This is a genomic window from Streptomyces sp. HUAS TT7, assembly GCF_051550175.1.
In the GTDB taxonomy this organism is placed as follows: domain Bacteria; phylum Actinomycetota; class Actinomycetes; order Streptomycetales; family Streptomycetaceae; genus Streptomyces.
Genome location: NZ_CP196175.1, coordinates 1,355,754 through 1,381,603, shown reverse-complemented (window position 1 = coordinate 1,381,603; position 25,850 = coordinate 1,355,754). Strand labels below are relative to the sequence as shown.

Annotated in this window: 27 protein-coding genes; 12 read left to right on the top strand and 15 right to left on the bottom strand. The window is 68.5% G+C overall.

The features are described 5' to 3' along the window. Positions 1 to 6: 6 nt before the first annotated feature. A complete protein-coding gene (locus ACSHXC_RS06005) occupies positions 7 to 759 on the bottom strand; it encodes a DUF6879 family protein (protein ID WP_438290560.1) in 753 nt (250 codons plus the stop codon). Positions 760 to 935: 176 nt separating this feature from the next. Between ACSHXC_RS06005 and ACSHXC_RS06000 the strand changes: the two genes are divergently transcribed. Next, complete coding sequence (locus tag ACSHXC_RS06000; RefSeq protein ID WP_438290559.1) at positions 936 to 1,148, top strand: hypothetical protein; 213 nt, start codon at positions 936 to 938, stop codon at positions 1,146 to 1,148. A gap of 304 nt (positions 1,149 to 1,452) precedes the next feature. Beyond that, positions 1,453 to 1,932, top strand: coding sequence for a hypothetical protein (locus ACSHXC_RS05995; RefSeq protein ID WP_438290558.1), 480 nt, complete (start codon positions 1,453 to 1,455; stop codon positions 1,930 to 1,932). Positions 1,933 to 2,429: 497 nt separating this feature from the next. Here ACSHXC_RS05995 and ACSHXC_RS05990 read toward each other — a convergent pair whose 3' ends face one another. Then, a complete protein-coding gene (locus tag ACSHXC_RS05990; protein WP_438290557.1) occupies positions 2,430 to 3,389 on the bottom strand; it encodes a ScbA/BarX family gamma-butyrolactone biosynthesis protein in 960 nt (319 codons plus the stop codon). A gap of 138 nt (positions 3,390 to 3,527) precedes the next feature. On the opposite strand from ACSHXC_RS05990, the gene ACSHXC_RS05985 reads away from it, so the two are divergent. Then, positions 3,528 to 4,157, top strand: coding sequence for a ScbR family autoregulator-binding transcription factor (locus ACSHXC_RS05985; RefSeq protein ID WP_438290556.1), 630 nt, complete (start codon positions 3,528 to 3,530; stop codon positions 4,155 to 4,157). A 167-nt stretch (positions 4,158 to 4,324) separates the two neighbouring features. Beyond that, entirely contained in the window at positions 4,325 to 5,059 is a 735-nt protein-coding gene (locus tag ACSHXC_RS05980; protein ID WP_438296452.1) for an SDR family NAD(P)-dependent oxidoreductase, read from the top strand. A 21-nt stretch (positions 5,060 to 5,080) separates the two neighbouring features. Here the strand turns inward: ACSHXC_RS05980 and ACSHXC_RS05975 are convergent, their stop codons facing one another. Further along, positions 5,081 to 5,710, bottom strand: a complete 630-nt coding sequence (locus ACSHXC_RS05975; RefSeq protein ID WP_438290555.1) for a TetR family transcriptional regulator — start codon at positions 5,708 to 5,710, stop codon at positions 5,081 to 5,083. 597 nt (positions 5,711 to 6,307) lie between these two features. Between ACSHXC_RS05975 and ACSHXC_RS05970 the strand changes: the two genes are divergently transcribed. Beyond that, positions 6,308 to 7,552: an IS701 family transposase gene (locus tag ACSHXC_RS05970; RefSeq protein ID WP_438290554.1), complete on the top strand. Its 1,245-nt coding sequence runs from the start codon at positions 6,308 to 6,310 to the stop codon at positions 7,550 to 7,552. Positions 7,553 to 7,654: 102 nt separating this feature from the next. On the opposite strand, the gene ACSHXC_RS05965 is transcribed toward ACSHXC_RS05970, so the two are convergent. The 8 genes from ACSHXC_RS05965 to ACSHXC_RS05930 form a co-directional block, all read right to left on the bottom strand. Further along, complete coding sequence (locus tag ACSHXC_RS05965) at positions 7,655 to 7,918, bottom strand: DUF6253 family protein (RefSeq protein ID WP_438290553.1); 264 nt, start codon at positions 7,916 to 7,918, stop codon at positions 7,655 to 7,657. Continuing rightward, on the bottom strand, positions 7,915 to 8,724 hold the full coding sequence (locus ACSHXC_RS05960; protein WP_438290552.1) for a maleate cis-trans isomerase family protein: 810 nt from the start codon (positions 8,722 to 8,724) through the stop codon (positions 7,915 to 7,917). Before ACSHXC_RS05960 ends, ACSHXC_RS05965 begins: the two co-directional genes overlap by 4 nt. 12 nt (positions 8,725 to 8,736) lie before the next feature. Then, entirely contained in the window at positions 8,737 to 9,420 is a 684-nt protein-coding gene (locus ACSHXC_RS05955; RefSeq protein WP_438290551.1) for a transglutaminase domain-containing protein, read from the bottom strand. 17 nt (positions 9,421 to 9,437) lie between these two features. Beyond that, positions 9,438 to 10,556: an acyl-CoA dehydrogenase family protein gene (locus ACSHXC_RS05950; RefSeq protein WP_438290550.1), complete on the bottom strand. Its 1,119-nt coding sequence runs from the start codon at positions 10,554 to 10,556 to the stop codon at positions 9,438 to 9,440. A gap of 109 nt (positions 10,557 to 10,665) precedes the next feature. Further along, positions 10,666 to 11,040 (bottom strand): ectoine synthase, encoded by a 375-nt coding sequence (locus tag ACSHXC_RS05945; protein ID WP_438290549.1) that lies wholly within the window; start codon positions 11,038 to 11,040, stop codon positions 10,666 to 10,668. A gap of 42 nt (positions 11,041 to 11,082) precedes the next feature. Beyond that, complete coding sequence (locus tag ACSHXC_RS05940) at positions 11,083 to 11,349, bottom strand: acyl carrier protein (protein ID WP_438290548.1); 267 nt, start codon at positions 11,347 to 11,349, stop codon at positions 11,083 to 11,085. Then, positions 11,346 to 12,815, bottom strand: coding sequence for an AMP-binding protein (locus ACSHXC_RS05935; RefSeq protein WP_438290547.1), 1,470 nt, complete (start codon positions 12,813 to 12,815; stop codon positions 11,346 to 11,348). The genes ACSHXC_RS05940 and ACSHXC_RS05935 overlap by 4 nt, the downstream gene beginning before the upstream one ends. A 240-nt stretch (positions 12,816 to 13,055) precedes the next feature. Further along, positions 13,056 to 13,505, bottom strand: a complete 450-nt coding sequence (locus ACSHXC_RS05930) for a MarR family winged helix-turn-helix transcriptional regulator (protein WP_438290546.1) — start codon at positions 13,503 to 13,505, stop codon at positions 13,056 to 13,058. 217 nt (positions 13,506 to 13,722) lie between these two features. Here ACSHXC_RS05930 and ACSHXC_RS05925 point away from each other — a divergent pair, with 217 nt between their 5' ends. From ACSHXC_RS05925 to ACSHXC_RS05910, 4 genes are all read left to right on the top strand, one after another. Further along, a complete protein-coding gene (locus tag ACSHXC_RS05925) occupies positions 13,723 to 14,043 on the top strand; it encodes a DMT family transporter (protein ID WP_438290545.1) in 321 nt (106 codons plus the stop codon). 45 nt (positions 14,044 to 14,088) lie between these two features. Beyond that, entirely contained in the window at positions 14,089 to 14,490 is a 402-nt protein-coding gene (locus tag ACSHXC_RS05920) for a DMT family transporter (protein ID WP_438290544.1), read from the top strand. Positions 14,491 to 14,583: 93 nt separating this feature from the next. Then, positions 14,584 to 15,066 carry a nucleoside deaminase gene (locus ACSHXC_RS05915; protein ID WP_438290543.1) on the top strand — a complete coding sequence of 161 codons (483 nt, stop codon included), beginning with the start codon at positions 14,584 to 14,586 and terminating at the stop codon, positions 15,064 to 15,066. Beyond that, on the top strand, positions 15,066 to 15,710 hold the full coding sequence (locus ACSHXC_RS05910) for a DsbA family oxidoreductase (protein WP_438290542.1): 645 nt from the start codon (positions 15,066 to 15,068) through the stop codon (positions 15,708 to 15,710). The genes ACSHXC_RS05915 and ACSHXC_RS05910 overlap by 1 nt, the downstream gene beginning before the upstream one ends. A gap of 276 nt (positions 15,711 to 15,986) precedes the next feature. Here the strand turns inward: ACSHXC_RS05910 and ACSHXC_RS05905 are convergent, their stop codons facing one another. Beyond that, entirely contained in the window at positions 15,987 to 16,349 is a 363-nt protein-coding gene (locus tag ACSHXC_RS05905) for an ArsR/SmtB family transcription factor (RefSeq protein WP_438290541.1), read from the bottom strand. Positions 16,350 to 16,704: 355 nt separating this feature from the next. Between ACSHXC_RS05905 and ACSHXC_RS05900 the strand changes: the two genes are divergently transcribed. The 3 genes from ACSHXC_RS05900 to ACSHXC_RS05890 all read left to right on the top strand — a co-directional run bounded on the left by ACSHXC_RS05900 (position 16,705) and on the right by ACSHXC_RS05890 (position 22,043). After that, the gene (locus tag ACSHXC_RS05900; RefSeq protein WP_438290540.1) at positions 16,705 to 17,592 is read left to right on the top strand and encodes an AfsR/SARP family transcriptional regulator; all 888 of its coding nucleotides are present in this window, start codon (positions 16,705 to 16,707) and stop codon (positions 17,590 to 17,592) included. A 227-nt stretch (positions 17,593 to 17,819) separates the two neighbouring features. Further along, entirely contained in the window at positions 17,820 to 19,958 is a 2,139-nt protein-coding gene (gene tkt / locus ACSHXC_RS05895; protein ID WP_438290539.1) for a transketolase, read from the top strand. 126 nt (positions 19,959 to 20,084) lie between these two features. Beyond that, complete coding sequence (locus ACSHXC_RS05890; protein WP_438290538.1) at positions 20,085 to 22,043, top strand: helix-turn-helix domain-containing protein; 1,959 nt, start codon at positions 20,085 to 20,087, stop codon at positions 22,041 to 22,043. On the opposite strand, the gene ACSHXC_RS05885 is transcribed toward ACSHXC_RS05890, so the two are convergent. The 3 genes from ACSHXC_RS05885 to ACSHXC_RS05875 all read right to left on the bottom strand — a co-directional run bounded on the left by ACSHXC_RS05885 (position 22,019) and on the right by ACSHXC_RS05875 (position 25,830). Continuing rightward, complete coding sequence (locus ACSHXC_RS05885) at positions 22,019 to 23,182, bottom strand: IS701 family transposase (protein ID WP_438290537.1); 1,164 nt, start codon at positions 23,180 to 23,182, stop codon at positions 22,019 to 22,021. The genes ACSHXC_RS05890 and ACSHXC_RS05885 overlap by 25 nt on opposite strands. Positions 23,183 to 23,443: 261 nt before the next feature. Beyond that, entirely contained in the window at positions 23,444 to 24,628 is a 1,185-nt protein-coding gene (gene aroC, locus ACSHXC_RS05880; RefSeq protein WP_438290536.1) for a chorismate synthase, read from the bottom strand. Then, the gene (locus tag ACSHXC_RS05875; RefSeq protein ID WP_438296451.1) at positions 24,625 to 25,830 is read right to left on the bottom strand and encodes a 3-hydroxybenzoate 6-monooxygenase; all 1,206 of its coding nucleotides are present in this window, start codon (positions 25,828 to 25,830) and stop codon (positions 24,625 to 24,627) included. Before ACSHXC_RS05875 ends, aroC begins: the two co-directional genes overlap by 4 nt. Between the last annotated feature and the right edge of the window lie 20 nt (positions 25,831 to 25,850).

The following is a 25,850-nucleotide window of genomic DNA, read 5'->3' as shown; positions in this document are numbered from 1 at the left end:
GCTCGCTTAGGCGTCTGCGTCCAGCCCGGTCGCGAACTCCCGGTACGGAACGGAGTGATGCCATGCGGCATCGCGGACCACGGAGTAGCGGACGACCTCCGCTGGTTCAGTAATCAGCTCGACGTCAGTGAGCTGATCGTCATCATCGAACCGTAGGAGAGCCACCAGTCGGCTGTCGAACAACCAGAAGTCCTCGACGGGGAGTTGGAGCTGTTCTGCATCCGTGCGCCACAAGTTGCGGATGTCCTCGCCCAGGGCGCTGTTGCGCTTCGCGTTGTCGAGCAGGTAGAGCTGACCGGTGGTCGGCGGCTGGTCCACGATGCGCACCCGCTCGACTCGCTTGCCCTGTGCCGTCTGCGATCGGATCAGTTCGCAGTACGGGTCCTGGGGATCCCACTCCGCGGTGCCGGTCTCCAGGAACTGCCGGTAGGTGTCGGTGACCTCGTCACTGGCGTAGCGGCGACGCGTCTCCAGCCGCCAAGCGGTGTGCTTGAACGCACGGAACAGGTTCTCGAACTCGTCGAGGTCGATGATCCTCGCCTCCCGGGTGGCGTCTTTCGGTGCCCAGTCCACCAGCAGCTCATGTGGCACGACCACCGCGACCTCACCCTCCGACAGATGTTGGAGCTGAGCCACGTCCTCCGGGTCAGTCAGCGGCGGGCCGTGAACGACTACCTCCCGACTGTCCAGGTCCCCATGTACCGACGGGCATCCGGTGCCCCCGCTGCCCGTGCCGTTGAAGCGCAACCAACGTGCCATGCGATCCACCCCTCGTCCGCTCGCAGAAGCCCTGGTGGAGAGGGTGGCTGTGGCCACGGGGGAATGTCGAGGCATCCTCGGATGTCACGGGAGAATGTTCAAGAATATTTGCAGGGCCGCCTAGCTCGGTCTTCCTACGGTCGTCTCCGAAAGCCACGGCGAGGTGGGGAGACACGATGGCAGCCACACGTCACAAGACCACCCAGGAAGCAGCAGTTGAACTCCCGGTGGGGTTCGAGGCCTGGCTGCTGGACTGCACACCTGCTCCCGGCTGCCAGGTGTGCGCCGCGAACTGGAAGCAGCTCAACGCAGCCAAGGCTGACGGTGAACTCACGAAGGCCGCGAGGCACGCGACCGAGATTCGCGATCACGCCGTGGGGGTCCACTGACGGGCAATGCATCGAACGACCGCGGGAGACGTCGAGGAGTTCTGCGATCGAGGTGACGGTGTTATCCGGGCGGGCGAACAGGTCGCGGGTACGACTGCTGTGGTGGAGCGGCTGACCGTGAACCGGCCCGGTCGGCAGGCCGTTTCGCTGACCCGGCCGGGGCATTCGGGGACGGCGGGGACGCTGCTCTGGACCGCGGCGGTATGCCACCTGGGCCGGTACTGGGCGAGGGGGCGCGGTGCTGGCCCGCGGCTCATCAAGGGGGGCACTATCGGATGGCCCCGGGCAGGAGTAGAAACGAGCTATGCGACTCACAGCGAAGGCTACGGGCCTGGGCGTTGCGACTGTGGCGCTCATAGCGACCGTGTCGCCCGCGACGGCCGCAGCCAGCGCACCCACCACCCCAGCAGCCGGTCAGCGACTGTCGTGTACGGAGACCCATCTGGAGTGGAGCCGCAACACCCTGTGGCGGACGGTGTCCGGCACGCTCGACGGCGCAGGTCATCCGGGTGCGGTCACCGTGACCCGCACCAGGACCGGTGCGGTGGACGTCTCGACCATCAACCCCACTCTGATCCCGGGCTTCGCCAGCGGGTACTACGAACGTACCCATGGATGGAGCGCGTGGCTGCTGGGCACCCAGTACAACGGCTTCGACACCTACTACCTTCTGATGCCCTCCACCGTGCCCGGAGGTGCCTTCGATGCCGAACTCCTCGTCCAGTTCGGACCGAACGGCAACCAGGGCAGCAATGACTTCACCTACAGCTGCTCCGCGAACTAGCGCCGCATCAGGCCCCGGCGGGCGGAGATGGGGCGGAAGTACGGGGCGAGGGCGTCACTGAATTGGAGGATGTCGGCCAGCGCCCAGCCTGAGTGAAGTGACCGATGTCAGAACAGAATGGGCAACACTGCCCGTGAGGTACCGGGCGCCACGTGACGAAGCTTGGCTCATCGCGCGAGCGCGATTTCGCCGCTGACCAGCGGCGTGCGCCTATGGCCCGTGTTGCCCCTCGGACACAGTGCGTACGCACATAGAAGGAAGAGCGGGTTGTGGCTCAACGGTCACGACTCGCTCTTTTGCGTAGTAGGTGAGTTTCAGCCCGAGAGCTTCGTACGCGGCCTGTACATCATCCAGGGCTGCGGCCAGGGCGCTGGTGCAGCATCGCGTTCTGGGAGGTCATGAACCGCGCGTTCATCGCTGGATGTCAGGTGGACGTGTGCCGCGAGCGGGCCTGGACTCCCGTGGTGCTGTGACGGGAGTTCAGGCCTGGCGGTGCTTCAGCGGGCCCCGTGGGGAGCCAGTATCACTGTGGCGCTGAAGACCCGCCGTTCGCGCTGGTGTGCGTCGATCAGTACGCGCGGACGGCCTTGGAGATCAGGGCTCAGAGGGGTGGTGTTGAGCCAGCAGGGCGCGTCGAACTCGACGAACCCATCGAAGGTGGTGTCGAAGGCGACCGGGGTCGCGGGTGCCTTGAGGCTCGCCTGGGCCGCCTGGCTCACAGCTTCGAGGAGCACCATGCCGGGTATGTGGTCGTGGGGGTGGTCGTAGAGGACGGTGTGACTGGTGTCGACCCGCATCTGCCACCGGCCCGCCTCACCGGTGGGGGACAGGACCACGTCCCGTGCGTTCATGCGGCCCACGCGCTCGGGAGCGACGGGCGGAGTGGGCGGGGCAGCCCTCAAGAAGACGGCGCGATCGGCGTAGGGGCCGCGGAGCCGGTTGTAGATGCTGCTCGGGTGGGCGCTGTAGTGGACCTCGGCAGAACCCGCATACACGCCGTCCACGGTGCCCTGCACATGGGCGACCAACTGGACCGAGCCCAGCCGGCGGCGCTTGATCGCCGAGTGGATGACCTGTAATTGGACAGTGGTCGGATGTCCAGTGGTCCGCAGCGCGTCGGCGACCACATCCAGGGTCAGGTGCTCCCAGCCCAGGCTGTAGTCCATGGGTATGTCGTGCGCCGTGTGGCAGGACACGGCGAGTGCTTGGCGCACGCTCTCGGTGAAGAGCAGGGGGCTGTGGGCTTGCGGGGTCGGTGTGTAGAAGTCGTGCGCCGGCGGCCATTCGACGGTGACGTTCTGCTCGCTGCTGCACAGGTGCAGGCAGTCGACGACGAAGACCTCCGACAGGTCGCGCTTGCCGACGCACTCTTTGAGAGCGATGTGGGTGCGTCCGTGCGGCGACGTGATCGATGGTGGTTCAAGAGTGGATGATGCTTCAGCAGTGCTGTGAGACATGGTGCTACTCCCCCCAGAGTTGCTTCGATCCCCAGAGTTGCTTCGATCTTGACGGGCAGGGTTGGATGCCGAGCGTGATCAAGAAATAAAATAGTGCCCGTTGTTTTTTTTGTCGAGCATTTACTTGGAGGAGGCGGGATGGCGCAGCGAGCCGTGAAGCAGGAGCGTGCGGTACGGACGAGGGAGGCGCTCGTTCAGGCGGCGGCCGAGGTCTTCGGGGAGCTCGGGTTCGCGGGCGCGAGCGTTTCGAAGATCGCGGACAGGGCGGGGCTCACGCTCGGAGCGATGTACTTCCATTTCAAGTCGAAGGAGGAGCTCGCTCGGGAAATCGTGCTCTCCCAGCCCGGCCGGGTCCGGCCGGAGCATCAGTCCGAGGGTCTGCAGCATGCCGTCGACATCACGCTGACCTGGGCGTACGGACTCGCTGAGGACGCCGTGCTGTTCGCGGGCGCGCGCCTGGTGATGGAACAGGAGCAGTTCAACGCTCCGGAGGAGAACTCGCACCGGCAGTGGGCGGACATCATCGCCTGCGACCTCCGCGCCGCACAGGCCGGGCGGGAGGTTCGCAAGGCTGTCGACGTGGAGGCTGTGGCACGGCTGATCGTCAACGCCTGTACCGGCGCCCAGATGCACTCCTCGATAGAGTCGGGCCGGGCCGACCTGCCGCAGCGTATCGAGGAGATGTGGCGGATCGTGCTGCCGTCGATCGCCGTGCCGAGCGCCGTGGCACGCCTTGAGTTCGGGCAGGAGCGCGGCAGGCGGGGCTGACCGGTGGATCGTCCGGGGACGGTCGGGTGCCGTCCCGGATGATTTCCGGGTCCGGGATGTGCTGTGCTGGGCATGACCGGTTCATGGTGAACCGGGGGTGGGGGATGAAGATGGAGATGGAGATGTCGGTGGAGAGGGGCCTGGGGGAGCTCGGTGGCAGGACGGTGATGGTCACCGGGGCCTCCAGCGGAATCGGTGCGGCGGCCGCGCGGCTGTTCGCCGCGCAAGGGGCGAACGTCGTCCTGATGGCCCGGCGGGAGGAGCGGCTGCGGGAGCTGGCCGCGTCCATCGCCGCGGAGGGCGGCACGGCGGTGCCCGTGCCGGGCGATGTCACCGTGCCGGCGGACGTGGAACGGGCCGTGGCCACCGCTGTGGACACGTTCGGCTCGCTGGACGCGGCGTTCAACAACGCCGGCTGGGGCATGGCGGCCGTGCCCCTGCACGAGCTGGAGGACGACGTCTATGACCGGATCATGGATGTCAATGTGCGCGGCGTGTGGAACTGCCTGCGCCACCAGATACCCGTGATGCTCGCTCAGGGCAGGGGCGGGGCGATCGTCAACACCTGCAGCACCGCGGGCCAGTTCGCCACCGGTGCCGTAGCCCCCTATGTGGCGGCCAAGCACGCCGTCCTCGGGCTGACCCGGGCCGCCGCGGCCGAGTACGGCGACCGGGACATCCGGGTCAACGCGCTGATGGTCGGCATCACACGTACCGAACTCATCGAGCAGGCGCTGCAGGAGATGCCCGGACTGGAGGAGGCCGCCGTGGCACGGGCGGTCCAGAAGCGGCTCGCCGAGCCGGAGGAGATCGCCCGCGTGGCCGTCTGGCTCTGCGGTCCGCAGGCGTCGTTCATGACCGGAGCGGGAGTCCCGGTGGACGGCGGCTGCAGCGCCGTGTGACACCGCCGGCGGCAGGGGAGTTCACGACGACGGCGGGCCCTCCACCACCGGCAGGAGCATCTCCCACATCCGGGTGAACAGGTCCGACACACTGCCCGCCCGGGTCCCGGGCAGGTCCGACACACTGCCGGCCCGGGTCTCGGGCGCCCCCCCGCGCCGCTGCGCCCGCACGTTCGCCTCCGCCCCATGGACGAGATAGAGGACGAGCGCCAGGACGAGGGAGGGGTTGGCCGGCGCGCACGACGGCGTGCCCGCCGCCTTGGCCAGCTCCTCCTCAACGGCCGTTGACCACACGGCACGCCAGTTGGGCGGGCAGTCCTCGCGATCCCGGTCCAGACGCGCCGCCGCGCGCACCGCGACGTCGTTCTCCAGACATCGCACCACCGCGCCCGCCATGGCGATCGCCGACCGCAGCGGGCCGGCCTGGTGATCCACCTGCTGCAGGGCGCGCCGTGTCACTGCCACGCCCTGGGCGTGCACCGCGTCGGCCAGCGCCGCCTTCGACGTGAAGTGGAAGGTCACGGCGCCCGTTGACGTGCCCGCGGCCTTGCCGATGCCGGTCAGGGACGCAGCGGCGTACCCGTTGTCGTCGAACTCCCGGGCCGCGGCATGGACCAAGGCCTGCCGTGTGCGTGCAGCTCGCTCCTGCATCCAGTTGACCTTCCGTCGGACAGGCACACCAGTGTCCGTCGCGTTCCATGGGGCTCGTCTCGCCGGCGCACCGGGACGACGACACACCCCCTTGCAATGCCGAGATGAAGGTGCACCCCCAGGCCTGGAGCCCCGAGGGGGGCGGCGGCCCGCCCCGGCGGCCTGAGAGCCGTCCCGGCTGGGCAGGCGCGCCGCCCAGGTTATGCCTAGGCTTCCTCGGCTCCAAAAAAAAGATAGCAATCACTATTCTATGTGTCTTGAAATGATCGCAGCATCGCCGGGGGGCGTCGGTCATGGCCGCGCTTGTCCCGAGGCGGCGGATCTGAGCACGGTGACCGGCGGCCTAGCCCTTGCCGGGAGCCGACGGCTCTTCGGTGCGGTCGCTGCCGGGTCGGCTCGAAGCGCTCCCACCCGCCTGGAGTGCGGGGGTGTCCGCGCTGCGGAGGCCACGTTCCTTCAAGGCCAACCCTTTACAAAAAAAGAAAAAGTCAACTATTTTTATCTGTGCACGGAGAGGGAGGTGCTGCGCGTGCACCGGCAGCCGGAACTCTTTGGCGTGATCCACGAGCGTAGGTGGAGACAGGGGGGGACCCAGAAATGACTGCGCAGCATGGGGTGGGCGGATCGGAGTCCTTCAGCGGGTTTGCTGAGGAGCTCTTCAGACATCTGCCCAGGATCGACCAACGAAGATGGGCGGCTGCCTATGTGCAGGGCCTGCTCAGTACGCCGGGCAAGAAGACGGTCCGGCGCATGGCTGCCGAGGTGACCGACTCGTCGACGGCGGCGCAAGCCCTGCACCAGTTCATCAATTCCAGCCCTTGGGAGTGGGGGCCCATCCGCGCCGAGCTCATGCGATGGGCCGAGCAGCGCACCCGGCCCCGGTGCTGGACCATCGCCCCCGCCGTACTGCCCAAGCGGGGCGCGCAGTCCTGCGGGGTGCACCGCCGCTTCATTCCGCACGCCGGCCGTACCGTCAACTGCCAGATCGGATTCGGGGTCTTCCTGTCGTCGGACACCGAAGACCTTCCGGTCGCCTGGAGCATGCTGCTTCCTGACGAGTGGTCCGACGAGGCACGACGGCTACGGGCCCGCATTCCGAGCGACGTCACGGCCTCGGCGGAGGAGTGGCTCCTGAATCTGACCGACGAGCTGGCCGTACACGCGGCCCACGGCCCGATGCCGGTGGTGGCCGACGCGACCGGGTACCTGGACGCCGCCGCACTGATCAACGGACTCAGTGCCCGGGGCCACGACCTCGTCGTCGCTGTACCTGACAACCTGCTGGTCCTGCCCGGCAGTCATCTGGCAGCCCGGCAGTGCCCCGAGGCCGGCCCCGTGGCCGCCGTCCGACTCATCAGTGAACACGAACGTACCGGCCTCATCCCCCAGCGTGTGCCCGCGCCGGCCGATGGACGGCCGTACTCGATGGGGCTCGTTCACTTACCTCGGACCCGTTCGCTGCCCGGGCCCCAGCACACCTATCGGCTGTTCGCCCAACCCGACGGCCGGGGCCGCCGCGGCGGCTTGTGGATCACCAACATGGTGAACCAGCCCCTCGGAGACCTCGTCGGACTGGCCGGCCGGCGTGCGGAGGCGGCCGGAACCGTGGGCCGCCTTGAACGGAACTTCGGCCTGCGGGACTTCGAGGGCCGTTCGTTCCCCGGATGGCACCACCACATGACGTTGGTCTCCGCGGCCTTCACTTACGCTCGGCTGACAGCGCACCAGGACATGCGGAGCATCAGCGGTTTCGGCTCGAACAGCAAGACAGCGCCCGATCCTTACGCGGAGCCGTGGCGCTCACTCGGCCGGCAGCAGACACAAGACCGACGCACCGCCTGACCACGCGCACCAGGCGATCGCACGGTCACGGAACAGCGGGGGCGCGCGCTTCGTATGCCGAAGAGCGCGCCCCCGCCGGTACTTCGTCCGTCGGTGGCGGTGTCACCTCATGGCTGCGGGCAGGTGGGTCCGTGGCGGTGCGTCGGCGAGCGGGGACGAGTAGGCGTCCACCCGCAGGGGGGCGGGGCGGGTGTCGTAGCGCATGAAGCCGCTGACCAGCTCGGCACGCCTGAGCTGCCCCTTGTGCAGAACCATTCCGGAGACATGGGTGCCGTCGTCGTGCCAGCACACGAGAGGGAAGCGGTAGATGTCTCCTTCAGGGGTGCCGAACACGGCTTCGTAACCGTCGGCGTCCAGCAGGCTCACGCGTATTCGTCCTTCGGGGTGGTGGTGAACAGGTGCCCGTAGTCGGTGATGTCCGCGGCGAGGTGGGCGGCGTCCGCGAGGTGGAGCGCGTGCCAGAGGATTACCTGGTTCGCGGTGATCACGTGGAATCCGAGCTCTTCCTCAAGGGGCTTGATGGTGCCGACGGCCCGGATGCCGTTGCCCGCCACGAGAACGGCGTCGGGGCGGTGGCCGGCGACCGTGGTGCGGATCCAGGCGGACAGGTTGCCGGGGGTGATCGCCTTCTGGTCGGACGGCAGGCCGCACGGCCCGTGGTGGACGACGTCGAAGCCGAACTCGCGGAAGTAGTCCGCGCCCTGGCCCGAGAGCGTGTCGTCGAACCACGGCGGGTTCACGATCGCGATCCGGTGGGCGCCCAGCGCGCGGAACGCGGAGCGGGCTGCCTTCGTCGTGCTGGTGATCGGCAGTCCGCGGGTGACCGGCGTCAGCCGCTCGTGCAACTCCTCTTCTCCCTTGGCCTTCAGTACGTAACTGGAGGAGGTGAAGCCGAGCGTGAGCGCGTGCAGCGGGGAGGCCGCCACGAGTTCCACGGCCCGGTCCAGGAAGGGTGGTTCGACGAATGCCCTGACCGGGTCGTGCGGGATCTTCTCGTCCATTTCGCCGCCGGCGCGCATGGCGGCGAAATGGATGCGGGAGCCGTGGATGGACACCGAGGCGGGGGCCAGGGCCTGGAGTTCGGCCTCCGGACCGACGTCGGCGTGCGGGACGACGACCCCGATGCGGGTGGTGGCGTCCCATCCGTCGGCGGGAGTGCTGCTGGTGGACATGAGGGAGATCTCCTACTTGGACGGGGTGAGGGTGGACTCGTCGGCCAGCCGCCCGCCGCTGACGGTGCCCGTCCCGGCGCTGTCGAGGAACTTGGGGTGCTTGGACCGCATGGTCGCGATGATGAAGTCGTAGGGAACGTCGTCGAAGGCGCCGTGGTCGACGAGGAACTCCATGGAGCCCCCGCCCTCGCCGTACGGGTGGTAGAGGCTGTCGTTGGTGCCGTCGAACTCCAAGGCCTCCATGCCGTAGAGCTTGCAGAGCATCTTGTTGAACACCGGTGTGGCTTTGACCCACTTGCCGTCCAGGTGAACCTGGGTCAGGCCGTGGAAGAACACGTCGCCGCCGATGTGCTCGATGAGCCGGGGCGAGGCAAGGTGGTTGCGCACGTCGCCGTACACGACGCGGGAGGGGATGCCGAGGGCGCGTACTGCCGCGGCGTACAGGGCGGCCTTGTGGAGGCAGAACCCGGACTTGACCTTCGCGGTGTGCGAGGCCTTCAGCCCCTCGGGGGAGAGATCGGCCCCGTAGACCTCGTAGAAGACGCCGTCGCGCACGGCGTAGTAGAGCTCGATCGCGTTGGTCTTCTTGTCGGCCGAGCGGTCCTTGACGACGTGGTCGATGAAGTCCTGGACTTCGTCGGTCTCGTAGTCGAGAAACTCGGTGGGGCGGGTCAGCTGGAGAAGGTCAGCAGTCATGGCGTGTCCTGTGGTGGTTAGAGGCCGATGAGGGCGGCGATGCGGTTGCGCTGGATCTCCGAGCTGCCGGAGTAGATGGTCCCGGCGATCGAATTGCGCAGTTCGCGTTCCATGCCGTGCTCGGTGAGCACCCCGCGCCCGCCGTGGATCTGCACCGCGGCCAGCGCGGTCTGCACGTTGGCTTCGGACACGATCGTCTTGGTGGCCGCGAGGTCGAGGGAGGCGTCCTGCCCCGCCTCGACCTTCGCCCCGGTGTCGGTGAGCCACTTGCGGGCGGTCTCCACCTGCATCTTCATGTCGGCGATCTTGTGCGAGATGGCCTGGTACTTGCCGATCGGCTGCCCGAACTGGGTGCGGGCCTTGGCGAAGTCGATGGTCTCCTCCAGCCGGCGGGTCATCTCGCCGAGCGTGAGCGAGAAGCCGAAGAGGACTTCGCGCTTCATCACGTAGTCCAGGACGAGGAAGCCCGCCCCCTCACCGCCGACGCGCTGGGCAACGGGAATGCGCAGCTCGTCGAAGGAGAGAGTGCCGATCGGGCTGGTGCGCAGTCCGAGCTTGTCCATCGTGGGCCCGACGGACAGGCCGGGGGTGCCGGCCCCGACCAGTAGCGTGGTCAGACCGAACGGGCCGGGCTTGCCGGTGCGTACGTACAGCAGGAACAGGTCGGCGATCGGGGCGTTGGTGATGAACATCTTGCCGCCGTTGACCACGTAGTGGTCGCCGTCGCGGTGGGCGACGGTGGACAGGTTCATCGCGTCCGACCCGCCGGACTCCTCGGTGATCGCGTGCGCGGTGATCAGCTCACCGTCCATGATCCTGGGCAGGTACCGCTCTTTGAGCTCCTGCGTCGCGAACCGCTGCACGGGGATGCCGGCGGACACGATCTGGGTGGAGGCGGAGAAGGACAGGCCCGCGTCGCGTGAGGTGTACCCCAGTCCCTCCAGGGCGCGCATCGTCTCGGTGAGGCTGCGGCCGCTCCCGCCGAAGTCGGGGTGGAAGGGGGTGCGCAGGATCCCTGAGCTCCGGATGGCCTTCCACTTGTCCTGCGGGAAGGCGGCGGAGGCATCCAACTCCTGCAGGTTGGCATTGAGTTCGTCGGCCCACGGGGTGGCGAGGTGGAAGAGGTCGTCGCTCAAGGATTGTCCTAGGTCCGCTGCGGGTGAGGTGGGTGGCGTGCCCCGTCGACGGCACCCGGTGGGGAGCGGGCGCCGTCGGCGGGGGTACAGGGGCCGTCGCCCCGCCGTATCAGTAGTGCGAGAACCCGTCCTCGGACAGGCTGTGCTTCTCGTTGCCGTTGATGGGCGGGTTGAACACGGAGATGAGATGCAGGTCCTCGTCGTCCGAGGCGACGAGGTAGTGGGGGTCGTGCTGGTCGAGGGCGTATATCGTGCCCGGCACGATCTTGTGGCGGGTGCCGTCCTTCTCGACGACCTCACCCGACCCCCCTACGCAGTAGCAGGCCTCGAGGTGGTTGCGGTACTGCAGGGCGCTGGAGGTGCCGCGGCGGACCAGGGTGTCGCAGATGGCGAAGCCCATGCCGTCGGACTCGGTCAGGACGCGGTAACTGAGGCCGTTGCCCCACTCGACCGGGGCGAGGTTGTCGGTGCTGCGGACGATCATGTGCTGTTTCTCCTTGTAACTGGAAGGTGTCGTCGGGGTAGTTCAGGCCGCGAGGGCCTCGGTGTGGGAGGTGATCAGGTCGGTGATCGCGTCGATGCTGCGGAAGTTGTCCGGGCCGAACTCGATGTCGTCCAGGGGGACTTCGTAGGCCTGGCTGATGTGCGCGATGAGCCGCACAAGACCGAGGCTGTCGATGACTCCGGACTCGATGAGGTCGTAGTCGTCGGTGAGATCGGACGCGTCCTCGCCGGACAGGTACTGGGTCACGACGAAGTCGCGGATCTCGGCGGCGGTGTCCCTGCTGCTCATGCGTGGATTTCCTTCATTCGGTTGCTCTTGATCTGGTTTCGGTCGGGCTTGCCCGTGGAGGTGCGGGGAAGGGGAGCGTCCGTGATGTGCACGGAGGTGGGAATGGCGTGCCGCGGCAGGTGTCTTCCCGTGTGCGTACGCAGCTGCAGACTGGTCAGCGCGCTGCTGGGGCGCCTGCTGACGTGTGCGTGCAGCCGGACTCCCGCCTGTTCGTCGGGCAGGGGGACGACGACGGCCTCGGCCACGTCAGGGTGCGTGGCGATCACACGTTCCACCTCCTGGAGGTTGGTGCGCACTCCCCGGACCTTGACCTGCCAGTCCGCGCGGCCCTGGAGGCTGTAGATGCCGTGCTCGTCGCGGGAGACGAGATCGCCGGTGCGGTAATAGGTGACTCCGTCGACGACGGTGAACGCCGCGGGGTTCAGTGCGGTGTTGAGGTAGCCGTGGGTCTGGAAGGGCGTGGCCACCAGCAGTTCACCGGTCCCGGCGGACTCCACGACCGTTCCGTCCGGGGCATGGATGAGTGCTCGCGTGCCGGCGACGGGCCGGCCGATCGGCATCGTGCCGACCGGCGCGGCGGGGTCGTACTCGTGGATGAACGAGTCGTTGGTCTCCGTGCAGCCGAACACGTTGTGGAAGCGGGTTCCGGGGAAGGCCGCTGCCACCTGCGCCAGCAGCGAGGCCGGCATGCTGTCCCCCGTGAAGATCGTGCGGCGTACGGTCCGGTAGACCTCGTCGGCCTCGACCAGCAGGCGGTGGACCATCGGCACCCCCTGGACGAAGGTGACTTCGTGTTCCGTGACCAGCGACCGGAGGTGCGGGCCGTCCGTCGCCCTGCCCTGGTCCACCAGGACGACTTCCGCCCCCAGTTGCAGGAAGGTCCAGACATCGAGGAGAGCGAGGTCGAAGTTGAGCGGGGCGTAGGACAGCGCGGTGTCATGGGGGGACAGGGTGAACTCGTGGACGGCCCAGTCGGTGAACGCGTCGAACCCGCTGGACTCGATCGGAACGATCTTCGGAGTCCCGGTCGAGCCCGATGTGGTCAGCAGCAGCCGTGTCCGTGCCGGATCCGGTGTCGCGAAGTGCTGGGCCTGCTCTTGATCCGCCCGCACCGGCGTCGCGGTGAGCTCGCCGTCGGCGGCCGCGGTGAGCAGGTGGGAGACCCGGGCCTGCTGCGCCAGGCGTTCGAGCGCGGCGCTGCCCAGGTCGGGGGAGGGGGCGAGGGCGATGTGGCCTTCGTGGAAGACGGCCAGCAGCAGGGCAATGGTCTGCGGCGTCTTGTGCGCCGGCACACACACGGTGCTGCCTGCCGGGAGATTCAGCCGCAGCAAGTGGCTGCGCAGGTTCTGGGTCAGCTCGCTCAACTCGCCGTAGGTGACGGCCTGGTCGTTGAAGTGGAGCGCTGTGTGGTGGAGCCGGTGGTAGCCGTGGGCGGCGATGATCTCGGCCAGACGTGGCGATGGCACGGCGGGATTCCTTGCGGTCGGCTCAGTCGGCGGCCACAGGTGTCGCTCGACTGTTCGTTGAATCGTGCGGTGTCGAGGGCGAAGGTATCCGGCCAAGTGCATGCTTGGTCAAGCATGCACTTGGCGAAGTGGGTGTGATCCAGATCGCAGGTAATTGTGTGTACAACTAAAAATCCCCGGACGCCTGAAGCGTCCGGGGTGTTGAGGCGATGTGCTCGATGTGTTCGGGGGAGTCGGGGATCAGCTCCGGGGGGCGCGCAGGGCCTGGACCGTGGGTCCCAGTTCCGGGTCGGCGGTGAAGGCGTTCAGCGCGGAGGAGAGGACCTCGGTATAGGTGGCGCGTGCGGCCTGGTAGCGCTGCCGCCCCTCGTCGGTAATGACTGCGTAGACGCCGCGTTTGTCCGACGGGCACAGGTCCTTGTACGCGAAGCCGGCCGTCTCCAACCGCCCCACCAGGCGGGTTACCGATGACTGCCCCAGGCCCACCCTCTCGGCGAGGTCCTGCATGCGCAGCTCGCTGTCGTCGGCGTGGTCGAGGTGTTCCAGGGAGCGGTACTCCGACAGGCCGATCGCGTGCCGACTCTGCAGCGCCTGGGTCAGTTCGCGTTCCACGTGTGCGTGCAGTGCGAGGACGCGGTTCCATGCGGTGTGGTCGGACGTGCGCGGGGGCACGGAGTGTGAAGTTGCCATAGTCGCAGCCTCCCTGGGGTTGATGTTTGACATCAGAGTACATGCTCATGCAAGCTCCTGACGTTCCCCCAGTCGAGCCTTTGGTTGCACACGGGGCTCTTGTCTTTGCATGTACAAGCAACATCTATGAAGGTGTCGCAACAGCGGCACCCCACTCCCGCCCCCCAGAGTGGCCGGCCCGGAAATCGCGGCCGTCAAACCGAAAGGACTCCCTCTCATGCAGTGGCTCTACCTCGCCATCGCCGTCGTCTTCGAGATCGGCGTCGCGATCGCGGCCGGCAAGGCCGAAGGCTTCCGCAATCGCAAGTGGACGGCCGTGACCCTCGTCAGCGGCGCCCTCGGCACCTACTTCCTCAGCCAGGCCCTGCTGACCTTCAACGTCGGCGTCGGATACGCCCTGTGGACCTCGGTCTCCGGCATCGGCATCAGCCTCCTCGGCGCCCTGCTGTTCGGCCAGCGCCTCAGCTGGCGCAAGGCGCTGGGCATCGTGGCCATCATCGCCGGGGTCGTCGGCCTCCAGCTCAGCGGCGCCGCCTGACAGTCGCCCGCCCACCACCCGAACCTCACGAAAGGCACCTTCCTCATGTCCTCGACCAGCCCCTCCGCCGCCAACTCCTGGCTCATGCTCCTCCTCGCCGGCTTCTTCGAGATCGGCTACGCGCTCTCGGTGGGCGGAAGCCACGGCTTCACCCGCCTGACCTGGTCGCTGGTTGCCGTCGTGTTCTTCCTTCTGACGTTGTGGGCGCTGAGTGTCGCGCTGCGCACCATCGACGTCGGCATCGGCTATGCCGTCTGGGCGGGAATCGGAGCGGCCGGAGCGGCGGCCCTCGGGCCCGTCTTCTTCGACGAGGGCCTCACCCTCGTCCAGTCCCTGTGGCTCGGCGTCATCATCCTCGGCGTCGTCTGGCTCAAGCTCGCCGACAAGCAGAGCAGCACCGAACAGCCCGTCGACCGGCCGCAGGAGGCCCAGGGCGTCGGCGTCTGAGGACACCTCCACCGCACCGGGGCAGCTCTCGGCCACGACGCCGCCCCCGTGCTCGACCGACACCCCCGCCCCCTCTCAAGGACCGACTCCGCCATGCAAAGCGACCCCCTCGATCACCTGACTCCCTACGTGGAGGAAGCCGTCAAGATCAGTCGCAGTCACGTCGCCGAAGGCGGCATTCCCTTCTCGGGGATCGTCGTACGGGACGGCCTCGTCCTGGGCACCGGCTTCAACCGGGTCCACGAGGACAACGACCCCACGGCACACGCCGAAGTCGTCGCGCTGCGCGCCGCGGCGAAGAAGGCCGGCAGGTACGGCGTCGCGGGATCCACCCTGATCGCCTCGGGCGAGCCCTGCGCCCTGTGCTACATGGCCGCCCTCTACTTCAACATCGAGCACATCGTGTACGCGGCCGACCGCAGGACCGCCGGCGTGTACGGCTTCGACTACGCCGACTCGTACTCCATCTTCTCCACCGACCCCACCACTTGGCCGATCAAGGTGACGCACGCCCCGATCGAGGGGCACGAAGTGCCGTTCCAGGAGTTCTTGACCGGCCGGAAAGGCCGACTGTGATGAGCACCCCAGTCAAGATCCAGGTCTGGTCCGACTACGTCTGCCCCTTCTGCATGTTGGCCGAGGGGCCGCTGGAAGAGGCGACGAAGGACCTCGACGTCGAGATCGAGTGGAAGCCCTTCGAGCTGCGGCCCCATCCGCAGCCCACCCTGCGGCCCGAGGACGCCTACCTGCCCGACATCTGGCGGCGCGCGGTGTACCCCATGGCCCGCCGCCTGGATGTCGACATCACCCTGCCCACCGTCTCTCCGCAGCCCTACACCCGCCTCGCCTTCGAGGGCTACCAATTCGCGGCCGAGCACGGCAAGGGCACCGAGTACACGCGTCGTATGTTCCGCGCCTTCTTCCAAGAGGACCAGGACCTCGGTCATCTCGACGTCCTGCAGCCGCTGGCCGAGGAGATCGGACTGGACGGCGCCGCGTTCCGTGAGGCCCTTGAACAGGGCACGTACAGCGACAAGCACCAGGACGCGCTCCGCGAGGCGCAGGCGCACCGCGTGCAGTCCGTGCCGACCCTCCTGGTCGGTGACGTCCGTATCGAGGGTGTGCCGAGCCCCGCCCAGCTGCGCAAGGCGATCCTCGACGCCCAGGCCCAGCAGGATGCGGAGTTCGGCGGGGCGTGCGGAGTGAACGGGGGCTGCTGACGATGGGCGTCCGCGTACGCTTTGGTCCCACCCGGCAGAGACCGGAAACGGAGGAAGAGCGGCACTTCCTCGCCCTCCGCTAGGAGATGCCCGGGGCGCTGGAGCGAGACCAGTGCCGCACGGCCCGTCCGACCAGGCAAGTCAAGGCGTGTGGTCGAAGATGTGGCGGGCCGGACCGGGGCACAAGTACATGGCGATACTCGCCATGTACTTGTCTCGTCACACGGCCCCGCGGACTCTGCTGCGCGCATCCCGCTGGGCCGTTGGTTCAGACGCTCACCCTTGACTCAAACACCCGCTGTGGCGGGCCATCTCGTGCACGGCCGCGGTGAGTGCGGCGTCGAGGAAGCCAGGGAAAAGAGATTCGAGGTCGTTGCGCCGCAACTTGCTCATCTTGGCGGTGCCCCGGTAGTTCTGCTGGATCACCCCGCTTTCGCGCAGAACCCGGTAGTGGTGAGTGGCTGTGGCTTTGCTGACCGGCACATCGATGGACGCGCCTGACAACTCACCTGTCGTGCGCGAGAGTTCGCGGACCATGTGCATCCGGACCGGGTCTGACAGGGCCTTCATGACGTTCTCCAGGCGGATTTCGTCAAGGGTGGGGTGAAGGAGTTCGCGGCTCATCGGTGTGCTGGTCACTGTCCTTTCGTGCTCGACGGTCCTCGTCGATTGTGTCGGTTCCGCATGTACCGGATGGCTGGGGGCCCAGGAGTCGGAGACGCGACGAGTGGGCGACCTGGGCGCGGTGTCGGTGCCCGTCCCCATGGGCCGAGAGTATCGGCACTTCTTCAAGTGGTGGGCGTGCGAGGCCTGTTGAGGCTTGCCGTACAGCGGCCGACTGTGCATGCGGGCCTCGTCCTCCGGTGTCACGGGGTTCCCAAAAAAGAAAACAACTACTATTATTTAGTGTACTCGGGTGCGAGGGAGCGCACCGTGCTGCAGCGCGAGCCCTACGGGCGCGGCGACGAGCGCGATGGACATCGAGGGGGGCGGAATGGACTTGAAGCTTTTGGGGGAACTGTCCGTGCACGAGGGCGGATCACCCATCACACCCACCGAAGCGCAGACCCGGCAGGTTCTGGCGCTGCTTGCGACACAGGCCGACCACATGGTGCCCACAGTGGTACTGGTCGAGGAGCTGTGGCCCGCGGGTCCGCCCCGCCGCGCCACCGACATGCTGGAGGGGCATGTCCGGCACGTGAGAGTCCTCATCCAGGCTGCCCTCGCCCACAGCCAGGGGCGCGCCGGTGACACCCGCAGCGAGCGCCGCACTGCCCATACCGTGCTGGCGGGACTGCCGGGCGGCTACCGGCTCCACAGCGAGGGAGGCACCAGTGACGTCGCGGCTTTCGAGCGGGAAGCAGGCGCCGGCTACCGCGCGATGGAGACCGAGGATTTCGAGACCGCGGCCGGCCGGCTGCGAGGCGCCCTGGCCCTGTGGTCCGGCGAACCGTACTCCGGCGTGCTGACCGGCCCCCACCTGCGCGCCCACGCAGCCCGACTCGAACGGTCCTGGCAGCGGGCCCTGGACCAATGGATGTCCGCCGAGGCACAGCTGGGGCGGTGCCGCGCCCTGCTGGACGACCTGGTGCTGTTCCTCTCGCGGTTTCGCGCCCAACAGCCGCTGTACGAGGGGCTGATGCACGAGCTGCGCCACACTGGCGACCCCCGCGGCGTTCTCGCGACCTACCAGCGGCTGCGTCGGCGAAGCCAGGCCGCTGCTCCCGCCGGCGCACCCCTGCGGGGCACCATTCCCCGCCAAGCCGGCCGGGCCGCGACATCCGCCGCCCGGGGACCCCAGAGCGTGGCCGGCGCCCCGATGATGCGAAGGACGTACGCAGGGGGGCCACGTGCTGCTGCGGGAGTCTGCGCCATGGCCTGACCCAACCGCGAGCGGTGCAGCCCGACCAGGACCGACTTGATGAACTCCCGGCCGACTTGACGGGCTGTCGCCGGGGCCGTTGGCCACCACTCCCACCCCCTTCAGGATGACCGCGGTGGGGATGGCTCAAGCCGGCTCGCACTGTCGGCCAGGACGGCTGCGACGGGCCCGGTCCACGCCGCTTCCGCCTCGTAGACCCTTCCTCGACTAGGAGCCCTGAGCACCCTGTGAACCCCCAGGCGAGTACGACCCCACCGGCCCCGCTGTCCGCCCCCTTCGAGTGGACCGAGCTCGATCGCCGCGCGGTCGATGTTGCCCGAGCCCTCGCGGTCGACGCGGTGGAGACCGCCGGCCACGGCCACCCCGGTACTGCCATGAGCCTCGCTCCGGCCGCCTACCTGCTGTTCCAGCGGCTGCTGCGCCACGACCCCGCCGACCCGCAATGGGCGGGCCGGGACCGCTTCGTACTGTCCTGCGGGCACTCCAGCCTCACCCTCTACAACCAGCTGTACCTGTCCGGGTACGGCCTTGAAATCGACGACATCAAGGCGCTGCGCACCGAAGGAAGCCTCACTCCGGCTCACCCCGAGTACGGCCATACGCCCGGCGTCGAGACCACCACCGGCCCGCTGGGCCAGGGCCTGGCCAACGCGGTGGGCATGGCCATGGCGGCGCGCCGCGAGCGCGGCCTGTTCGATCCCGACACCGCACCGGGACAGTCGCCCTTCGACCACACCGTGTGGGTCTTCGCCTCCGACGGCGACCTGGAAGAGGGCATCAGCCACGAGGCCGGCTCCCTGGCCGGCCACCAAAAGCTCGGCAACCTCGTCGTCCTCTACGACGACAACCACATCTCCATCGAAGACGACACCCGCATCGCCCAGTCCGAGGACGTGGCCGCCCGCTACCGGGCCTACGGCTGGCACGTGCAGCAGGTCGACTGGACCACCCCCGACGGTTACCAGGAGGACGTCCCCGCCCTGCACGACGCACTCGAGCAGGCGCGCCAAGTCACCGACCGGCCTTCACTGGTGGCGCTGCGCACCATCATCGGCTGGCCGGCCCCGAACAAGCAGAACTCCGGCAAGATCCACGGTGCCGCTCTCGGTCGCGAGGAGGCAGCGGGCGCGAAGGCCGCCATGGGTCTGGATCCTGAACGCTCCTTCCAGGTGCCCCCGGAGGTCCTCGCCCACGCCCGCCGGGCCGCAGACCGCGGGCTTCAGGCGCACGGGCGGTGGGACAAGCTCTACGCGGACTGGCGCACCGCCCACCCCCAGCGGGCCGCTGCCTACGACAGGATCTCCGTCCGTCGTTTCCCCGAAGGCTGGGCGCAGGGCCTGCCGGTCTTCGCCCCCGGCCAGGAGATGGCCACCCGCAAGGCGTCCGGCGAAGTGCTCTCCGCCCTCGCCGGGGTACTGCCCGAATTGTGGGGCGGATCCGCGGACCTGGCCGACAGCAACAACACGACCATGAAGGGGGAGCCCTCCTTCATCCCCGAGGAGTTCGCGACCGAAGCCTTCGCCGGACACCGCTACGGGCGCACGGTCCACTTCGGCATCCGCGAACACGCCATGGGCGCCATCCTCAACGGCATTGCCCTGCACGGCGGTACCCGCCCCTACGGCGGCACCTTCCTGGTCTTCTCCGACTACATGCGTCCGGCGGTCCGCCTCGCCGCCATGATGAAGCTGCCGGTCACCTACATCTGGACCCATGACTCCATCGGGCTCGGCGAGGACGGTCCCACTCACCAGCCGATCGAGCACCTCTGGGCGCTGCGCGGCATCCCCGGCCTCGACATCGTCCGCCCCGCGGATGCCAACGAGACGGTCATCGCCTGGCGCACCGTCCTTGAACACACCGACCGGCCCGCGGGGCTGTGCCTGAGCCGGCAGAACCTGCCCGTGCTCGACCGGAGCGGTTCCTCAGGTCTGGCCCCGGCCGAGGGAGTTGCCCGCGGGGGATACATCCTGGCCGAGGCCGGTGACGATGCCCCCGAGGTGATCCTGATCGCAACCGGCAGCGAAGTTCACCTTGCCCTGGCCGCCCGCGGTCTCCTCCAGCAGGAGGGAATCAGCACCCGTGTGGTGTCGATGCCGTGCGTGGAATGGTTCTGCGAACAGGACCAGGACTACCGCGACCTTGTGCTGCCGCCCCACGTGAAGGCCCGGGTCTCCGTGGAGGCCGGCACCTCGCTGGGCTGGCACCCCTTCATCGGGGACGCCGGAGAGGCCATGGGTATCGAGCAGTTCGGTGCTTCCGCTCCCTACCAGTCGCTCTACCGGCAGTTCGGCCTCACCCCGGACCGGGTGGCAGCGGCCGCCCGCAGCAGCCTTCAGCGCGCACAGCGTGCTGTTCGGCCGTGACCGGCGAGGTGCGGGCTCGCTCGGACGTCACGGATGGTCATTACCGCAGGTCACCGATTGACTTGAAGATCATCAACGAATTACGTTCGGCCTACCTGTGAATGGAGCGCCCTAGGGGAGCAGTGCATGACGGATGAATCGGGCGCCACGGAGACCGGTCTGCTCACCATCCTCGAACTCCTTGCCGAGGAGGCACCGCCGGGCAGGCTGGAGGAGTTGCTGCAGCGGGCACGCCGGGCCGGCCAACCTCCGCAGAACCTCGCTCGCTTGGAACGGGCCGTCGCACTCGCGAGCAGGATCCGTGTGTCGCAGGACCGGCGCCGGCAGCGCGAAGACAGCCTGGCGGATCTGGTCGACACGGCTCGTGACCTGACGTTCCCGCACGATCTCGACCCCTTGCTACGGGTGGTCACCAGGCGGGTGAGGCGACTCCTCAACTTCGATCTGACGTGCGTTGCCCTCCTCGATGGGCAGGGTGCGATGTACGTACACACCTCAGAAGGCTCGATCACCGCCCTGGTCAACGGACTTCACATCGACCAGGGCTGGGGTCTGGGACATCGCGCCCTGGCCACCGGAGCCCCGGTGTGGACCGCCGACTACCGGGACGACGACGGCATCGAGTGCCCGGAGAACCTCAACAGAGTGATCCAGGCCGAAGGCCTGCACGCCGTCATGGCCGTGCCGCTTGTCAACGGCGACCGTACCGTCGGGGTGCTCTACGGCGCCTGCCGCACGGTACGGCACTTCTCCCCCGACGAACTCGGCGTGGTCTGCTCACTGGCTGTACTGGCGGCCGTGGCCATCGAGCGGGCTGAGCGCCTCGAACAGGCCAGGGGCGATATCGACGCGCTCGAACTGGACGGCTTTCGCACCCGCACCAGCCTCGTACGCATGCAACAGCTCAGCGAGGCCCACAGCCGCACCATGAACATGCTCCTGGCCGGCGCCGACCTCACCAGCGTGGCCAAGGCAGCCGGTGATGCCTTGGACGGCACCCTGCAACTGCGGGATCCCGGCGGCCGGATCCTGGCCGGCGGGGACATCGCCGATCTGGACGAAACCGCTGTGGCCGAAGGCGCCCTCGACGCCCACTCACGCCGCGGTGTCGTGGCTGCCGTCGGCAACACATGGGTGGCACCCGTGATCGCCGGAGCCGAGAACCTCGGCCAGCTGGTGTTGCGCCCCGCCACCGCCTTGGTCGGCGAGGACGAGCGCCTGCTGTACCTCACCGCCCAGGCCTTCGCGATCCAGCTGTTGCTCCAGCGCTCCACCGCCATGGCCGAAGGGCCCGTACGCGACGAGCTCCTCGACGACCTTTTGGCCTCGCCCCCGCGCGCCGCGCACCAACTGCAGCACATGGCCCAGCGCGTCGGCCAGTTCGGTCTCGACCTGGACGCGCCGTACGTCCTGCTCGTTGTCCGGCCTGAAGGCGGCGAACCAGGCCGTGCTCTGGTCTGGGCCTCCTCCTACGCGTACCGGATGTCCGGGCTCAAGACCGCGCGCGACGGCTGCATCGTGCTGCTGCTGCCCGGCGAGGACCCGTCCGGGGCAGCCCGGGCCGTCGCTGAGGAACTGTCCGCCGTGCTCGGCCACTCCGTATCGGTCGGTGTCGCCGGCCCGGGCAAGGGGCCGGCCGACACCGGTCGCATCTACCACGAAGCGCTGCGCTGCCTGGACGCGCTGACCGCGCTCAACGCACGGGGCAGCACGGCTTCCGCCCGGGAACTGGGGTTTCTCGGGCTGTTGTTGTCCGACCAGCACGATGCCGAAGGATTCATCGAATCGACTCTCGGCCCCGTGCTGAGCCATGACCGTGACTGGCAGACCGACCTCGTCGCCACCCTGGGTGCCTACTTCGCCGGCGGAGGCAGCCCGACCAATGCGGCCGAATCGCTTCATGTGCACCCCAATACCGTCTGGCGCCGTCTCAAGCGCATCACCGAACTCCTGGGTCCCCAGTGGCAGCAGCCGGAAAAGATGCTGGAGGTGCAGTTGGCGCTGCGACTCCAACAGACCCGCGGCCTCCTGCAACGGCAGAGGACCGCCGCGGCGAGCCATCAGGCGGCGCGGCCCATCCCATAGTTTTCGGCTGTCAACACATGGGCCGCATGGGCTGCAGAGGCGAGGGTGATGTGCCGGTGCCAGCCCCGGAAGGAGCGGCCGGCGTAATCCAGCAGACCGGTCGTGGTGCCGACGTGCGCAAAGTCCCGGTCGACCCGGTGCGTGAGCTTCGTCAGGCGCAGCAGCGCCGCCATCGGCATCTGCGTCAGATCGGTGAGCCACAGCTGGACCGGCGGGCGCGACGGGTCGAGCCATTCGCCCAGTAACAGCAGCGGCCGCGGCCGGACCCCTTCTGGCGAGGGGAAGGACACGGGGATCGCCGCGACGAGCGAAGTCCTCGTGGCCCCGTGGGCGGCCGGGTCCGCCCAGGAAACCGGGCGGCGAAGTCCCTTCACCGCCTCCAGGATCCGTCGAGCCGGAAGTGCTCCGGCGCCGAATCCGGGCAACGCCCGGTCGGCCACGGTCACTCGGCAGGAGGAACTGATGCGGGCGAGGACCGGGACACCCGACGCGGTGAGGTGGGGCATCGCCGTATGCGGGTTGCCCCGCCGCAAGTCGATCACCACGGGTCTGGGTGAACGGCTTCCGTACCGTGCCGTGTCCAGCACGGCCGCGACTGCGCACTCGTCCGGGGTCTCCGGGCGAGCCCCGTCGGGTACTCCCGCGCGGCGCCTGCGCTCGGGGTCGCTGACCCACTGGTCCGGCAGCAGAATGCGCCAGTTGACCGGCGCGCTCAGCTCCTCGGAGGCGAGCCACACCCCGAAGGCCTGCTGCCCGCGGAACGTCTCGCCCAGATGCGGGGCGAAAATCCGGTCGACGCCCACCGAGTACTCGCCCCCTTTGGGTATCTGCATGGCCCGCACCACCCAGGCCTGCGGTGAACTCATCTGTTCCAGATGGTCGGCGAGCGCGGCACGTACGGGCCGCCAGTCCCAGGGGGAGCTGCTGATGAAGTGATGCAGGCTCTGCTCGGTGTCGGCGGGACCGCCCACCTGAGCAGCGATGTTGCGGATGGTTTTGCGCCCGATGGTGGTGAGGAGGCCATGCAGATAGGTCTCCGCCTTGTGTCGCTGGTCCTTGCGGCGGAATGAGGAGAACAGCGCGGCGCTGAGCTCGCCGACGACATCGTCGAAGATCGCTCGTTGCTTGAAAGCAGACATGTTCACGACGCTCCCGGCTTGGTCGGCAACCCTGTGCTGGCGTGTGCCCACCATGTCCGCTCCGCGCCTGCCCGAACGAGGTTCTCCACGCACCTGGTTGACTCTCCCGTTACTCGGCACACCACCAGGGCCCGGAGCGGGAAGCCGTCGTTGCCGCGTGCCGGGACAGAGCGGTAAGGCCTCCCGTGCAGGGGGTGTTGCGCCGGGCACCAGGGGAGCGGGCCGGTGTGGGGCACGGCCCGCATCGGCTCTGGTCACAGGTCAGCGAATGGACAGCGCGTCGAGGTACGACCGCACATTGCGCCGGGTCTCCGGCACGCTGTCGCCGCCGAACTTCTCGGTGACCGCGTCCGCGAGGACGAGCGCGACCATGGCCTCGGCGACGATGCCCGCGGCCGGCACGGCGCACACGTCGGAGCGCTGGTGATGGGCCTTGGCGGCCTCACCGGTGGCGACATCGATCGTGGCGAGCGCACGCGGCACGGTGGCGATGGGCTTCATCGCGGCCCGCACCCGCAGCAGTTCACCGGTGGTCAGACCGCCCTCGGTACCGCCCGAGCGGCCGGAGGAGCGCCGGATGCCGCCCTCGGTGCCGACGATCTCGTCGTGCGCCCTGGAGCCGGGCACCCGCGCCAGGTCGAAGCCGTCGCCGACCTCGACACCCTTGATCGCCTGAATACCCATGAGCGCGGCGGCGAGCCGCGCGTCCAGCCGGCGGTCCCAGTGCACATGCGAGCCAAGACCCACCGGTACTCCGTATGCCAGGACCTCGACCACCCCGCCCAGGGTGTCGCCGTCCATGTGCGCCTGGTCGATCTCCGTGACCATCGCCTTGGAGGCGTCCGCGTCCAGGCAGCGCACCGGGTCCGCGTCGAGCCTCCCCACATCGGCGGGCGTCGGGTACACGCCGTACGGCGCCTTCGAGGCAGCCAGCTCCACCACATGGGAGACGACCTCGATACCGGCGGCCTCCTTGAGGAAGGAGCGCGCGACGGCACCGAGGGCCACGCGGGCCGCGGTCTCCCGGGCGCTGGCGCGCTCCAGGATCGGCCGGGCCTCGTCGAAGCCGTACTTCTGCATGCCCGCGAGATCCGCGTGCCCGGGGCGGGGCCGGGTCAGCGGGGCATTGCGGGCCAGCGTTGCGAGCTCGGCCGGGTCCACGGGATCGGCCGACATGACCTGCTCCCACTTGGGCCACTCGGTGTTCCGCACCATGATCGCGACCGGCGAGCCCATCGACAGGCCGTGCCGGACACCACCGAGGAAGGTGATCTCGTCCTGCTCGAACTTCATGCGCGCACCGCGTCCATAGCCGAGGCGTCTGCGGGCCAGATGGTCCGCCACCAGCTCGGTGGTGATCGGGACGCCGGCGGGCAGACCCTCCAGGGTCGCCACGAGTGCGGGCCCGTGGGACTCCCCTGCGGTCAGCCAACGCAACCTGCTCATGCCTGCCGCTCCTCAAGGCCGCTGCGGGTGAAGTCCCTGTCTCCGTGCAACCAGGACACCTCGTCGTGCAACTGCTCCTGGGAGAAGGCGGAGAGCATGCTGTTGCGCGCCAACGCCGCTTCGCCCGCCGGGTGGTACAACTCGTGGCCGATGCGACGGGCCACCAGTTGGGTGCGGTGGGTGCGCGCGCGGCGCGCGGCGTTGAACTTCTCCAGGTGCTGTATCACATCGTCGCTTCGTACCCCTTCCAGCAGGTCGCCGAGGACGACCGCGTCTTCCAGGGCCTGGCAGGCCCCCTGCGCCGCGTACTGCAGCATGGGGTGCGCGGCGTCGCCGGTCAGCACGGCCCGCCGGTCGGTCCAGGCGTCGACCGGATCACGGTCACACAGCACCCACTCCCGCCAACCCTCGCCGAGTTCGAGCAGGCGGCGGGCGGTCGCCCCCAGATCAGGGAACTGGCCAAGGACATGGGAACGCTCGGCGGGGCGGCCGGTCACGGCCTCGGTGGCGCCGTCGTCGCGGGTGGCGGCGAGGTTGAGGAACTCGCCCCCGCCGATGATGTAGTGCACGAAGTGCCACTTGGGGCCGGCCCACAGGGTGACCGTGTTCCAGCGCAACTCCTCAGGCACCTTGTCGATCGGGATCACCGAACGGTAGATGGTGTGCCCGGACACACGCGGCCCGCCGTCGTCGAGCATCTGCGCGCGCACGGTGGAGCGGATGCCGTCGGCGCCGACCAGAACCGCCCCGGTGAACGCCCGTCCGTCCTCGGTGTGTGCGGTGATGCGGTCGGGGCTCTGCTCGTAGCGTTCGACGGCGGCGCCGGCCACCAACTCCACGGAGTCCGACGCCTGGCAGGCGGCGAGAAGCGGCTGATACAGATCGCCCCGGTGCACCACCGCGTACGGATTGCCGAACCGCTCCCGGTAGGCGCCGGTCAACGCCATCGAGGTGACCTTCTCGTCCGTCGTGCCGTCCATGAAGCGCAGTTCATCGATGAACACGGCACGCTCACGCACCCCGTCGCCCACTCCAAGCCGGTCCAGGGCGTGGAAGGCATTGGGGCCCAGCTGAATGCCCGCGCCGATTTCGGCGAAGGTGTGGCTCCGTTCCAGGACGGTGGCGCGGTGCCCGTGCCGGGCGAGCGACAGAGCTGTGGCGAGCCCTCCGATACCGCCGCCGGCAATCACTATGTGAGCCATGTTGTACGTCGCGTCCTCTC